Here is a 14020-nt window from a genome sequence, read left to right on the forward strand (position 1 = left end):
CTCTTCATATAATGTTAGTTTATAAAAATAAAAAAAAGAGCCTGACAATATCGAGGGCACTGAAAAACCTCGTTTATTTTGATCAATTTGGTTTTCTAGAGATATAAAAAACGCTTATAAAAGGATTTTAAAGATATTTTATAAGCGTTTTTATTTTGTAACTGTTTTTTATTTTAGGTTATATGAGTCAGTGTTTTTTGCCTTAAGTAGGGTCATTTGGCAATTGGAATAATTAAATCGTATAAAGAAGAATGCTCACTGAATTGTATCGTTTGTTGCTGTACTAACATCTAAAAAAAACTTGCAATTACAGCTGAATATACAAAAAATGGAGTAGAAAAACTAAGTTTTCTACTCCTTTCCTTTAACAATTAATTCTAAAAAGATTTTTTCAGTGACCTCCGTAAAAGGGCAGCTTTTTTTAAGTATCTAATCTTCTAAATAGATTTTACATTTTCTTAATTCTGGTTTTTCATGTGTATACTGATAAAACCAAGATGATAACTCTTCCACTTCATAGGGCAAAAGAATTTTAAGTGCTTTTTGTAATTCTTTTGCAAATAATTTGGCATCAAAACTTACTCTCTCTAAGATTGATTTAACAAAATCAATATTTCTCTTTGGCATGCTATTCTAGTTTAATTTTAGTTTACCAAATTTAACTATTTTGAGGTTAAAGAAGTCTTAAAATAACTATAATTTTTTTTTAATTTTTTTTAAATCCTATCATCATTTCTCTTTTCCCAGGAGGCCCCTCAACTTTAACTACCTCAAAACCAACATATTCCATATTCCGTTTAATAACACCTCGTGCTGCATACGTTACTAACACTCCATTGTCTTTTAATGCGTTATACATTTTACAAAATATTTCTTCAGTCCATAAATCGGGCTGTACTTGATAACCAAAAGCATCAAAATAGATCAAATCGAAACGATTTAAATCTTGTATTTCTTGAAAAAACTGTTTTCTTTTTTTAAATAAAAAGTTTTCACTCAACAGAATATCTTGCTCCCATTCAGAAATGTGTATTTTTTCAAAAATATCCATTCTTGATTCTTTATTTAATGTAGTACAATAATTCATCCGTTGTACTTCTTCTATACTTATGGGATAAGCCTCTACTCCTTCATATTTTATGTATTGCTTTTTTTGTTCTGATTCTAAAAATGTTATAAAAGCATTCAATCCTGTTCCTAAGCCTATCTCCAAAATTGAAATAGATTGGTTTTCAAAAAAATTCAAACCATTTTTTATAAAAACATGATAAGCCTCTTGAATGGCTCCCATTTTTGAATGGTAACATTCATTCCAATCTACTAATTGAATCGTGGTAGATCCATCTAAAGTTGTTATAATTTTTCTCTCCAATTTTATTTTTATATAATTTTTATTTATTTTATGTCAAAGGTCTTTTCTAGATTTTAATACGTTTGATGATTTGTATTTTTTTACAAATCTATAAAGTTCGTTTCATTTTTTAAAGAAGTCTATCCTCTTGATTTTTTCTATTATATTTATATATCTTCTTTTGTTATTATTTTTTTTACGAATATTTTTACTGATTGATGAAACTATAAATTTTATATAATCCTATACTAATTAGATTGTCTGTTTAAAAATTTATTTTATGAATTTAAATTTATTCACAAAAAAGCTTTTGAGTGAATATATTTAATTCTATTCTTCTTAATTTATAAAAAAAACACCAACAAAAAGCATTATTTTTTAATAAAATAAAAAAATAAACTCTTTTGAATGAAAAAAAATACATATTTCACAACAAAACATATTATTTTTTTAACTTAGCAAAAAAAAAGGTGATGAGCTTACAAACTATAAGTGACATTGAAATAATTAGAAGTACTTCTTCCAAGATCAATCAAATTGATTTTGATAATTTAGCTTTTGGCAGCGTATTTACAGATCACATGCTTGTTTGTGATTATAGAAATGGTGCTTGGGAAAAACCCATTATCAAACCTTACGAGCCCTTTACGTTAGATCCTTCAGCGAAAGTTTTTCACTATGGTCAAGCGATTTTTGAAGGAATGAAGGCATATAAAGCCGAAGATAATTCAGTTTGGTTATTCCGTCCTCAAGAAAACCATATTCGTATGAATAAATCAGCTGTACGTATGTGTATGCCTGAGGTTCCTGAATCTATTTTTATAGATGCTTTAAAAGAATTACTAAAAATAGATGAGGCTTGGATTGAGAAAGGAATAGGTAATACTCTTTATATTCGTCCTTTTATGATAGCTATAGGCAGCGGGGTAATAGCACAACCTTCTTCACAGTATCGTTTTTGTGTTATTTTATCACCAGCTAAAGCTTATTATTCAGGCGATGTAAAAGTAATAATTGCTGATTATTATAGTAGAGCTGCTAATGGCGGAATAGGTGCTGCAAAAGCCGCAGGAAACTACTCTGGACAATTTTATCCTACTAAACTAGCAAACGAAGCTGGATTTCAGCAAATAATCTGGACTGACGATGCTACACATACACAACTAGAAGAATGTGGTACAATGAATGTTTTTTTTAGAATTAACGATACTTTACTTACAGCCCCTACTAGCGATCGTATTTTAGATGGAATAACTCGTAAAACCTTGATTACTTTAGCTGAAAGTAAAGGAATACAAGTACTCGTACGTCCAATACTTGTTTCTGAATTAATTCAAGCTTCAAAAGAGGGTAGTCTACTTGAAATATTTGGTGCAGGTACTGCTGCAGTTGTTAGCCCTATAAAAGGTTTTCAATATAAAGACGAATATTATGAACTCCCTAATATTGACAATTCTTATGCTAAACAATTAAAAGAATCTCTAACTTTTATTCAACATAAAGTAACTCATGATCCTTTTAACTGGACTGTTAGACTATAATAGCCTTACGCGAGTCTTATGATTAAATTTTAAATAAAATCCCCTGTTTTTTAAAAAAATCTATAATTTTAAAAAACAGGGGGCTTTTTTTAGGTATTCAATCTTTTTTAGTGTTTTATATTTATTTTCGTTTATACTAAATATCAGAACATTATCTGCTTTATTTTTAGATTCATTTTTATCTGTTTTTCAGTAATTTACAAAGATCTAATGAAGGTACATCTTCTTTTTGTAATTTTAGGGTTAAAATTTTTCCATAAATTTTGTATTGCCATATTTTCTTCTAATTCAGGCGTTCTTATACATTTGGTTATTCCTTTTTTTGTAAAAACTTTATGGTATTCTTCAAATATAACTGCTGTTACTCCCTTACTTTGATATTCAGGGGCTATTCCTATTAAATAAAAGACTGCTTCTTTATTATTTTTCTTTGCTTGAAGCATTTTTAAGAAACCAAAAGGGAAAAGTTTTCCTTTTATTGCTTGTTGAGCAGGGGCATAATTAGGCATAACAATAGCAAAAGCAATGATGTTACCGCTATTATCTTCAACAAATTTTATATATTCAGGATTAACAAAGGGGATATATTTCTTTTTAAAATAATCAATTTGATCTTTACTAATAGCTACAAATGATTGAAGTTTTACGTATGTTTTGTTAAATAAATCAAACATACGATCTACATAGGGTTCTATTTGTTTTGTATTTGTAAAATTTATAGATTTAAAACCATAACGTGCTTTTACAAGATCAGAAGCTTTTTTTATGGGTTCATAAGGAACACTATTAAAACTAAAATCACTTTCTATAAATTTTTTTTCCATCTTAAAACCTAATTGTTCAAAATGGGTTATATAATATGGAGGTGTATACCAACCTATAGCTGTGCTTGTTTGATCAAACCCTTCTGTAAGAAATCCTACTTTATCTAGATTAGAAAACCCCATAGGTCCTTCTATATGATCCATTTGTTTTATCAAACCTAATTCTGTTACTTTTTCTATTAAAATTTTTGTAACCTCTAAATTATCAATAGTTTCAAACCAACCAAATCGTATTTTTTTTCTACCTAATTGTTCTACTTCGTCCCAATTGATTATAGCCGCTACACGTCCTACTATTTGATTATTTAAATAAGCTAAATAAAAATAGGCTTCTGCATTTTTAAAAACAGGATTTTTCTTTTTATCAAAAGTTTCCATTTCATCGCTAATTAATGGCGGTACCCAATAGGAATTATTTTTATATAATTGAAAAGGAAATTTTATAAATTCTTTTATTTCTTTTTTAGTCTTAGCTTCTATAATTGTTATCATATATAAAACCGCTTAATTACCTGATTCTTCTAGATCGTCAACTCTCTTTTTCTTTTCTTCTACAGGTTTTACTTCTTCTATTTTATTTTTTTCGTTTTTTCGTTTTTGTTTTTCTGCTTTTTCAGCTGCTTTTTCTAATTCTTCTTCTGATAAAATACCCGTTTTTGATTTTTTCTTTTCTTCTTTTTTAACTTCCTTGATCTCTTTACCATTTTTAATTTTTGGATCTTGATGATTTTTATCAAATCGCCAAGATACACCTAATCCTCCGTATAATAAATCGGGAGAATTTTTTATATTTTTGCTGATGGAAGCATCTAATTGAAGATTTTTGTTTAACAAATAAGCTCCTCCTAAAGTAAAGATTCCATCTGAATAATAATTTCCTTTAATGGCTTTATTTTCAAGCATTGCTGACCATTTTTCATTAATTCCATAAGTTACTGTTATTACGTAGCCGTAGTTAAATGTTTTAGATATAATTTTATCAGCAAAAAAATTAGTTACTACTACCCATCGTCTATCTAAATGATGTTGTGTAATGAACATAGCTTTAGGCGAAAAAGCTAATTCTTCTGGTATAGCATAATCGTTATTCATTGTATAATTTACACCCACATATCCTGATATAGCAGGAATCAATCGTTTCCAATCAAACTTATGGTTGGCTCTCCAACTATATATGTTAGGTTTTTTTTCACCTTTTTTAAACGGATCATAAAAAAGATATTTAGCTCCTAAGGTTGTTTGACGTAAACCATTTCTGTTTTTATTAAAGATTCCAGCAGTATAGTGATCCATTTGATATTGTAAATCAAGAGACAGCTCTAATTCTTCTTTTAAAAGTCCATAACGAGCCGTTAAATCAACTCCAGAACCATTGGCATCATAATTTGATACAGAATGAGATTCATTTATGTAGTATATGCCTCCTTCTATCTGCAAAACCTTTTTTCCTACCGAAAAAGCGCCTGCTGAATTTCCAGGTCTATTGGTATTAATTTCATCTGTGTATTGTGCAGTAAGCTGATTAAAAGCGACTAAACAAAGTGCTACAGCTAAATATTTGATTTGCTTCATGACTGATATTCTATAGTTTCAAAAGTACTATTTTATTTTAAAGAAAAAAGATTTTTTAAAATAAGGCTTCTAATAATAATAGTATTTTTATTTCTGATAAAAAATAAGTTAAAACAGTTCAAACGTGTAGTGAATCTTTTTATTTTTGGAAAAAAAATAAAAAATGCAAGAAGCTTCTATACCTGGTTTATTTAAAACCATTATCTACATTTTAGGCTTTTATTATCTGGTAAAAATTCTAAGTCGTGTTTTTCTACCTATTATTATGCGAAAGGTAATAAACAAAGCGCAAGAAAATTTTAATCGTCAATATCAGCAGGGTAATTCTGAACAATCTTCACATGAAACTTCCTATAAAAATGAAAAATCTAATAAAGATTTTAGAAAACCAACAAAACAAGTGGGTGAATATGTAGATTATGAAGAAATAGAATAAAGTTTAATATTTCAATGTTTTTAATATTGGTTTGTCCTTATTTTTAATTAGTCCATTTTCTTTAAACGATTCTATAAATTCAACTGATAAAATTAGGAATTGTGTAAGATAAGAGCTTTATTGTTTCTTTATTAGATCAAAATTATATCAAACAAAATAAGGCTTGGAAATAAAATTAATGAATATTAACAATGCCTTTTGTTAAATGATTTTCTGACACCTAAAATCTAAAATTTTACTATCTTCACGCCTTATTTTGATTGACTCTTACTTTATGAATAATTTAAAACGTTTTTATCCGCACGCACTAGCCATTATAGGTTTTGTATTGGTTGCCATCATCTATTTTTATCCTGTTTTAAATGGTAAAAAAATTCTGCAATCTGATATTGTTCAATATACCGCAATGGCTAAAGAACAAAATGATTTTAGGTCACAATATAAAGAAGAGCCATATTGGACTAATAGTGCTTTTGGAGGAATGCCAACTTATCAATTAGGTGCTAATTATCCTCATAATTATATTAAGAAAATTGATTCTATTATACGTTTTTTACCAAGACCTGCTGATTATCTATTTCTTTATTTTCTTGGTTTTTATATTTTGTTAATGGCGTTAAGAATAAAACCTTTAAAGGCCTTTTTTGGTGCATTAGCTTTTGGTTTTTCTACTTATTTAATCATTATCTTAGGAGTTGGTCATAATGCAAAAGCGCACGCAATTGCTTATATGCCTATGGTAGTAGCTGGTGTATTAATGGTTTTTCAGAAAAGATGGATTATTGGTGGAATTCTAACAATGCTTGCTGCTGCATTAGAACTTAATGCCAATCACTTTCAAATGACTTATTATTTGTTCATTTTCTTATTAGTTTTAACTTCTTATTATGTTCACAAGGCTATTAAAGAGGATGATCTAAAAGAATTAATCTATAGTTTTGGAATATTTGTAGTTTCAGGCATTATTTCAATTGGAGTAAATGCAACGGGTATATTAGCTACTCAAGAATATGCTAAGGAAAGTACACGCGGTAAAAACGAGTTAACTTTTAGCCCTGATGGCAAAAAAAACAATACTGAAACCTCTATGACTTATGACTATATAACTGAGTATAGTTACGGATTAGCCGAAAGTTTAAATCTAATATCACCTAGAATTTTTGGGGGTTCTAATAGTGAAAATATAGGAACAAAATCAGCTATGTATAATTTTGTTTTATCGCAAGAAGTTCCTGAGGATCAAGCTAAGGAAATAGTAAAAGGATTACCTACTTATTGGGGAGATCAACCCATAGTTGCGGCTCCTGCGTATATAGGTGCTATTGTGTTCTTTTTGGCTGTTTTGGCTTTATTTATTGATAAGAGAAAAATTAAATATGCTTTTCTCATAGGAGCTATCGTTTCATTGGTACTCTCATGGGGCAAAAATTTCCCTTTATTAACGGATTTTTTCATTTATCATATTCCATTTTATGATAAATTTAGAGCAGTATCTTCTATACAAGTGGTTTTAGAACTATGTATGCCTGTATTGGCTGTACTAGGATTACAGTCTTATTTTATATCCGAAGAAAAAGAACAAAAAGAAGGTCTTATGAAAGCTAGTTTGTTCAGCATAGGAACGCTTTTGTTAATATTACTTTGCAAGTCATTATTTAGTTTTTCAGGTTCAGGAGATGGCTATTTTATTGATTCGTACGGCCCTGGATTTGTTGATGCTTTAAAGGAAGATAGAAAATCACTTTTTACATCTGACTTACTACGTTCAATGCTTTTAATCCTATTAACTGCTGGAACATTATTTTTAAGTTTTAAAAAGACTATTTCTCAGAAAGCAGCCACTTGGGTTGTAGGTTTATTAATGGTTACTGATTTATTTTTAATTGCTAAAAATTATGTAAATTCTTCAGATTTCGTTAATGCTTCTGAAGTAGACACCCCATTTATCATGGCTCCTTTTGATGAGGCTATCTTACAAGACAAATCACATTACAGAGTTTTTGAAGTTTCTCAAAACGTAATGAGTGATCCTCGTGCATCCTATTTTCATAAATCTATCGGAGGATATCATGCTGCTAAACCAAGAAGAATGCAAGAGCTTTTTGATTATCAAATTGCAAAAAATAATATAGAAGTGTTAAATATGCTCAATGTAAAATATTTAATACAAAAAAATGAAAAAGGAGAACAATTTCCTATTCGTAATCAACAAGCAAATGGTAATGCTTGGTTTGTAAAATCAATTAAATTCGTTAAATCAGCAGATGAAGAAATGAAAAGTCTAAGCAACTTTAATTCAAGATCAGTTGCTATTTTAAATACTGTTTCCGAAAAAAGTCAACAGCTTAAAGAGACTAAAACTATTTCAAACGAAAATGCTAAAATTACGTTACAATCATACAAATCAAATGATCTAAAATATGAGTCTATAAATCCAAAAAATGGTTTTGCTGTATTTTCTGAAATCTATTATGGCAAAGGTTGGAATGCTTATATAGACGGAAAATTAGTTGATCATTATCGTGTAGATTATATTCTAAGAGGCTTGCCTATTCCTGCTGGTAAACATAATATAGAATTTAAGTTTGAACCTCAAGTTGTAAAAATAGGTAGCATTATAGCATTAATAAGCTTTATTCTAATGATAGGACTTATCATAGGAGGTATTTATTTAATTAAAAAGAAATCAATAAACTGAAATCAATATTTTATATAGGACTTGGAGGAGGGATAGGTAGTATTTTACGCTACCTAGCCTCTCTTTTTTTTAATCGGTTTGTTATAAGTGGCTTTCCTACTGGAACTTTTATGGTAAACAGCATAGGTTGTTTTTTAATTGGTCTTTTTTTGGGTTATTTTGAAAAACAAATTTATCATACAACCGAATTGAGATTTTTTTTTATAACTGGACTATGTGGTGGTTTTACTACCTTTTCTACCTATTCTAATGAAACTATTCAATTATTACAAAATAATCAAATAGGAATCGCTTTTTTGTATACTTTTTTAAGTATAGCCATTGGTTTTGGTATGACTTACTTAGGTATTCATTTAGTAAAAAATTAGCTCCTCTTAAAAAAAAGTATTGTAATGAAAAAAGTATTAATCATAACTTATTATTGGCCTCCTGCTGGTGGTCCAGGCGTTCAAAGATGGTTGAAATTTGTAAAATATTTACCTGATTTTAATATTGACCCGATTGTATACGTACCTGAAAACCCTACTTATCCTTTACTAGATAAAAAGTTAACAGAAGAAATATCTTCTACTATAACCATACTAAAAAGACCTATTATAGAACCTTATACATGGGCTTCTTTTTTTTCGAAAAATAGTACTAAAAAAATAAGTTCTGGAATAATTCCCGTACAAAAAAAACAATCATTAGTACAAAAATTATTATTATGGATCAGAGGAAATTTATTTATTCCTGATGCACGTGTTTTATGGGTAACCCCCTCTATTACTTATTTATCTGAGTACATACAACAAAACAATATAGATACTATAATTACTACAGGCCCTCCTCATAGCCTACACTTAATCGGATTAGGACTTAAGGAAAAACTAAATATCAGGTGGTTAGCTGATTTTAGAGATCCTTGGACAACTATTGGTTATCATAAGGCATTAAAATTAACTAAGAGTTCTGCTAAAAAACATAAAAAACTTGAACATAAAGTTATGAATACGGCAGATGAACTAATTGTTACTAGTCCAACTACTAAAAAGGAATTTCAATCTATTACAACAAAGCCTATACATATAATTACAAATGGTTATGATGTAGAAAGAATAAATAAACAAACTTTAGATGAAAAATTTTCATTAGCTCATATAGGTTCTTTCCTATCCGATAGAAATCCTGAAATTTTATGGCAGGTTTTAAAAGATTTAACTATTGAAAATTCTATTTTTTCTAAGAATTTTGAATTAAAACTAATTGGTGCAACTAGTCAGGAAGTTCTTAATTCTATAAAATCTTTTAATCTAGATTCGTTTGTAAATAATTTGGGTTATGTTTCCCATGAAGAAGCTGTTGCACATCAACGAAAATCTCAAGTTTTACTTTTAATTGAAATAGACTCTGAAGAAACAAAAAGTATTATTCCAGGTAAAGTTTTTGAATATATAGTTTCGGAACGACCAATAATAGCTATTGGTCCAAATGGTTCTGATTTTGCATCTATTATAACAGACACTAATACAGGTAGTTTCTTTACTTATAATGAAAAAGAATCTCTTAAAGAAAAGATATTAGTGTATTTTAATGCTTATTTAGAAAACAATTTAAAGGTATATGCTGTAGGATTACAACAATATTCTCGTAAAAATTTAACAAAAAAACTGGTTGATATTTTGTAAGGTTTTTTTATAAAAAATAATACCATTTAAACTTAAAATATACTGGATTAAAAAGTAAAATTCTCGATCTGTTTTTTTATTTTAAAAACAACTCGAACAAACGGTTAAGTATATAATTGAAATCATCGTTAGTTCGAGCGCGAAGCGCATCGAGAACCAATATTAATTTTTGTTGCTTTTGTAGGATAGTGTCTAAATCAAACAATGTGATTTCTCCCTTTGGTCGAAATGACAAGATTGCGAACTTTTTGGACAGTCTCAAGGTAAAAAATAGTATTATGCGGAAATTTCAAAGTTTAAATGGTATGACAATTCTTTTAATTGTTTTTATAGAGGGTATTCATTTAGCCCATAAAAAAAGTTGTTCTCTAAAAATAAGAACAACTTTTTTTGTAGATTTTCTAATATTCGTTTTAGATTTTTATAGTTTCTTTTTATTAAGCTTGCTGTTTTTAAATCCGTATGAAAAATAAATAACTAATCCTATTACTAACCAAATACCAAACCATTTCCAGTTAGATACTGCCATTCCTGTTAACAAATAACAACAAGATATTAATCCTAATAAAGGTATAAGTGATAATTTTTTTAAGAAAGACAGAACAGTCATAATTAAAGTAAAGATAAAAAATACTATTAAAGGCAAGTTTGTTGCTAAATTAACCTCATTTAAACTGAATGTGGTGCTAAAATAATCAGGTAATAGAAAGTTTATAGTTCCTAAAGATAAAATAACTATAATTGGAAAAATCCATTTTGAATTTATATATGGTATTCTAAATTTTCCTCTTGTAGGAGCATTCGCTTCTTCGTCATTATGAGGTGCTAACATAAGAACACCTCCACAAACTAACACAAAAGCAAAAAGAGTGCCTATGCTAGTAAAATCTAGAACAAAATTTTCATCTGTAAAGAAGATTGGCAATCCTACAACAATTCCTGTAATCACGGTAGCAAATCCAGGTGTTTTGTATTTTGGATGTATGGAGGCAAATTGTTTAGGCATTAATCCGTCACGACTCATGGTCATCCAGATACGAGGTTGTCCCATCTGAAAAACTAACATAACGCTAGTCATAGCTGCTACTGCTGCAATGGATACAATAAACAACATCCACTTTATTCCTTTTAATGCAAAAATTTCCGCTAAAGGATCACTAACTCCTAATAGGTCATATTTTACCATTCCAGTCAATACTAATGCTAAAATAATATATACGATCGTACAAACTACTAATGAATAAATCATTCCTCTGGGTAAATCATGTTGAGGATTCTTACTCTCCTCTGCTAAAGTAGAAACGGCATCAAAACCTATGTATGCAAAGAAAACGGCTGAAACTCCTGCCATAACACCTTTAAAACCATTGGGCATGAAAGGAGTCCAATTATCAATATCTATATAAAATGCGCCAACTACTATTACTAGTACTATGACAACTAATTTTAGATATACCATAAAATTGCTTACATTTTTTGACTCGCTGGTTCCTCTATAAATTAAATAGGTTATTAATACGTTTATCAATACGGCTGGCATATCAAAAATAATTTTTAATCCTGCTATTTCTGGAGCATTTTGCCAAGCTAAGTATCCTTCTCCTGTCTTATTTTCTAAAAAAGCTACATGTGCTGATTTATAGTTTATTGTTAGCCATTCTGGCAAATGTAATCCGAAGGATTCTAAAAGATTGGTGAAATATCCACTCCATGAAAAAGCAATATAAATATTTCCTATTGAATACTCCATTAATAATGCCCAACCGATGATCCAGGCAAACAATTCTCCAAAAGAGACATAAGCATAGGTATAAGCACTACCTGAAACAGGAACTCTTGAAGCAAACTCAGCATAACACATAGCTGTAAAACCACAGGCTATAGCACAGATAATGTATAACAAGATTACACCTGGTCCTCCTGAAAAACAGGCATTACCTATAGCTGAAAAAGTACCTCCTCCAATAATAGCTGCAATCCCAAAAAAGGTTAAATCTTTAACTGTTAACACTTTATTTAATCCTGAGTGTTCTCCATCACCTCCCTGTTTTAAGATTACGTCTAGTGATTTTTTTCTAAATAATCGTGTTAATGACATATTTTTTGATTGATTTTTTTTATTAAGATCAACAAATATATAAAACTTGCGGATTTTTTTTTATTTATCTATTTTTTTTTATTTATCTATTTTTTTTTATGTTTTTATTTGGTTTTCTATGAAACGGTTTTTCTAATCCTAAAGAATACTATACTTTTAGTTAACTTCTAACGGAGATAAGATTTTTAGAATAGACTATTAAAAAATATTTTTAGAACAAATATTTTATTTTCTTATAATTTTTTGTTTTTTCAAAAAATAGAAACAATCAAACTTTTACGATTTTATTATAAAAAAGTATTCAATCTTTTTCATTCGATATTTTTATATTATCTATAAAACAAGTTATCTTGATCTGAAAACGATTGAATACTGAAATTTATTGCTAAAAATAGCTTGAATTTTTTTTATATATACAATTAATTAAATACCTGCTAATTCTTTTAACTCACTCACAAAACGCTCCGCCAAAATATCAGCTTCTTTTTGTGAAGGTGCTTCTGTGTAAATACGAATAATAGGCTCTGTATTTGATTTTCTTAAGTGTACCCATTCCGTTGGAAAATCAATTTTTACTCCATCAATTGTTGAAATATTCTCATTTTTATATTTTTCTGCTATTTGGTTCATTACGCCATCAACATCTATTTGAGGTGTCAATTCTATTTTGTTTTTACTCATAAAATATTGAGGAAAATCAGCTCTCATTTCGGCAACTGTTTTATTTTGATTAGCTAAATGAGTTAAAAACAAAGCAACTCCAACTAACGCATCGCGTCCGTAGTGAATTTCTGGATAAATGATTCCTCCATTTCCTTCGCCCCCAATAATGGCTTGTGTGGCTTTCATTAGTTCTACTACATTTACCTCTCCTACTGCACTGGCTTGATAGGTTCCTTTATGTTTTTCTGTAATATCTCTTAAAGCACGAGATGAGGACATGTTAGAGACTGTATTTCCTGGTGTTTTACTTAAAACATAATCTGCTATAGCAACTAATGTGTATTCTTCCCCAAACATTTCACCATCATTAGAGATAAAAGCTAAACGATCTACATCTGGATCTACCACAATTCCAAAATCTGCTTTTTCTTCTACCACTAATTTACAAATATCTGCTAAATGTTCTTTTAATGGTTCTGGGTTATGCGGAAAATGACCATTAGGTTCGCAATATAACTTGACTACTTCTACTCCCATTTCTTCTAATAATTTAGGAATAATGATTCCTCCTGAAGAATTAACTCCGTCAACTACTACTTTAAACTTTTTTTGAGTAACGGCTTGAACATCTACTAAGGGTAAATTTAATACCTCATCAATATGAATATCCATGTAAGCATTATTTTCTATAATTTTTCCTAAAGAGTCAACATTTGCAAAATCAAATGCTTCTTTTTCTGCAATTTCTAAAATTTTAGCTCCTTCTAAACCGCTCAAAAATTCTCCTTTGGCATTTAACAATTTTAACGCGTTCCATTGTTTAGGATTGTGAGAAGCGGTTAAAATAATACCTCCGTCTGCTTGTTCTAAAGGTACTGCAACCTCAACTGTAGGGGTAGTAGACAACCCTAAATCAATTACATCAATTCCTAAGCCTATTAGCGTATTAACAACCAAGTTATGAATCATAGGTCCTGAAATACGAGCATCACGACCAATACAAACTTTTAATTTATCTTTTGAAATATTTTGTTTTAAGAAAGTTCCGTAAGCTGAAGCAAATTTTACTGCATCTACTGGTGTTAAATTATCGCCTACGCTCCCTCCTATGGTACCTCTAATTCCTGATATTGATTTTATTAAAGTCATTTTTGTTATATTTATAATTAA

Annotated in this window: 11 protein-coding genes; 5 read left to right on the forward strand and 6 right to left on the reverse strand. The window is 29.1% G+C overall.

Going from position 1 to position 14020, the window contains the following annotated elements; all coding sequences use genetic code 11:
* Positions 1-429: 429 nt before the first annotated feature.
* Together ACUXZJ_RS13765 and mnmD are read right to left on the reverse strand one after the other, a co-directional pair.
* Complete coding sequence (locus ACUXZJ_RS13765) at positions 430-627, reverse strand: hypothetical protein (RefSeq protein WP_014164231.1); 198 nt, start codon at positions 625-627, stop codon at positions 430-432.
* A 79-nt stretch (positions 628-706) separates the two neighbouring features.
* Entirely contained in the window at positions 707-1372 is a 666-nt protein-coding gene (mnmD, locus tag ACUXZJ_RS13770; RefSeq protein WP_063743009.1) for a tRNA (5-methylaminomethyl-2-thiouridine)(34)-methyltransferase MnmD, read from the reverse strand.
* 452 nt (positions 1373-1824) lie between these two features.
* On the opposite strand from mnmD, the gene ACUXZJ_RS13775 reads away from it, so the two are divergent.
* Entirely contained in the window at positions 1825-2892 is a 1068-nt protein-coding gene (locus tag ACUXZJ_RS13775; protein WP_060383852.1) for a branched-chain amino acid aminotransferase, read from the forward strand.
* Positions 2893-3089: 197 nt separating this feature from the next.
* On the opposite strand, the gene ACUXZJ_RS13780 is transcribed toward ACUXZJ_RS13775, so the two are convergent.
* Both ACUXZJ_RS13780 and ACUXZJ_RS13785 read right to left on the reverse strand, forming a co-directional pair.
* Positions 3090-4208 carry a hypothetical protein gene (locus ACUXZJ_RS13780; protein ID WP_060382537.1) on the reverse strand — a complete coding sequence of 373 codons (1119 nt, stop codon included), beginning with the start codon at positions 4206-4208 and terminating at the stop codon, positions 3090-3092.
* A gap of 12 nt (positions 4209-4220) precedes the next feature.
* Positions 4221-5288, reverse strand: coding sequence for a transporter (locus ACUXZJ_RS13785; RefSeq protein ID WP_063743010.1), 1068 nt, complete (start codon positions 5286-5288; stop codon positions 4221-4223).
* A gap of 163 nt (positions 5289-5451) precedes the next feature.
* Between ACUXZJ_RS13785 and ACUXZJ_RS13790 the strand changes: the two genes are divergently transcribed.
* The 4 genes from ACUXZJ_RS13790 (at position 5452) to ACUXZJ_RS13805 (ending at position 10089) form a co-directional block, all read left to right on the forward strand.
* Positions 5452-5724 (forward strand): DUF4834 family protein, encoded by a 273-nt coding sequence (locus ACUXZJ_RS13790; RefSeq protein ID WP_060382539.1) that lies wholly within the window; start codon positions 5452-5454, stop codon positions 5722-5724.
* 274 nt (positions 5725-5998) lie between these two features.
* On the forward strand, positions 5999-8422 hold the full coding sequence (locus ACUXZJ_RS13795) for a YfhO family protein (protein ID WP_063743011.1): 2424 nt from the start codon (positions 5999-6001) through the stop codon (positions 8420-8422).
* A gap of 14 nt (positions 8423-8436) precedes the next feature.
* Complete coding sequence (gene crcB, locus ACUXZJ_RS13800) at positions 8437-8790, forward strand: fluoride efflux transporter CrcB (protein ID WP_446196296.1); 354 nt, start codon at positions 8437-8439, stop codon at positions 8788-8790.
* A 24-nt stretch (positions 8791-8814) separates the two neighbouring features.
* The gene (locus ACUXZJ_RS13805; protein WP_088420047.1) at positions 8815-10089 is read left to right on the forward strand and encodes a glycosyltransferase family 4 protein; all 1275 of its coding nucleotides are present in this window, start codon (positions 8815-8817) and stop codon (positions 10087-10089) included.
* Positions 10090-10510: 421 nt separating this feature from the next.
* Here ACUXZJ_RS13805 and ACUXZJ_RS13810 read toward each other — a convergent pair whose 3' ends face one another.
* Both ACUXZJ_RS13810 and glmM read right to left on the reverse strand, forming a co-directional pair.
* On the reverse strand, positions 10511-12187 hold the full coding sequence (locus ACUXZJ_RS13810; protein ID WP_376777539.1) for an amino acid permease: 1677 nt from the start codon (positions 12185-12187) through the stop codon (positions 10511-10513).
* Between the two features lie 423 nt (positions 12188-12610).
* Positions 12611-13999 (reverse strand): phosphoglucosamine mutase, encoded by a 1389-nt coding sequence (glmM, locus tag ACUXZJ_RS13815; protein ID WP_060382544.1) that lies wholly within the window; start codon positions 13997-13999, stop codon positions 12611-12613.
* Between the last annotated feature and the right edge of the window lie 21 nt (positions 14000-14020).

Source organism: Flavobacterium sp. TN-1 (genome assembly GCF_052828645.1).

Coding starts and splice junctions, on each gene's coding strand:
- ACUXZJ_RS13765 (WP_014164231.1), bottom strand. CDS start 627: ATGCCAAAGAGAAATATTGATTTTGTTAAATCAATCTTAGAGAGAGTA.
- ACUXZJ_RS13775 (WP_060383852.1), top strand. CDS start 1,825: ATGAGCTTACAAACTATAAGTGACATTGAAATAATTAGAAGTACTTCT.
- ACUXZJ_RS13780 (WP_060382537.1), bottom strand. CDS start 4,208: ATGATAACAATTATAGAAGCTAAGACTAAAAAAGAAATAAAAGAATTT.
- ACUXZJ_RS13785 (WP_063743010.1), bottom strand. CDS start 5,288: ATGAAGCAAATCAAATATTTAGCTGTAGCACTTTGTTTAGTCGCTTTT.
- ACUXZJ_RS13790 (WP_060382539.1), top strand. CDS start 5,452: ATGCAAGAAGCTTCTATACCTGGTTTATTTAAAACCATTATCTACATT.
- ACUXZJ_RS13795 (WP_063743011.1), top strand. CDS start 5,999: ATGAATAATTTAAAACGTTTTTATCCGCACGCACTAGCCATTATAGGT.
- ACUXZJ_RS13805 (WP_088420047.1), top strand. CDS start 8,815: ATGAAAAAAGTATTAATCATAACTTATTATTGGCCTCCTGCTGGTGGT.
- ACUXZJ_RS13810 (WP_376777539.1), bottom strand. CDS start 12,187: ATGTCATTAACACGATTATTTAGAAAAAAATCACTAGACGTAATCTTA.
- glmM (WP_060382544.1), bottom strand. CDS start 13,999: ATGACTTTAATAAAATCAATATCAGGAATTAGAGGTACCATAGGAGGG.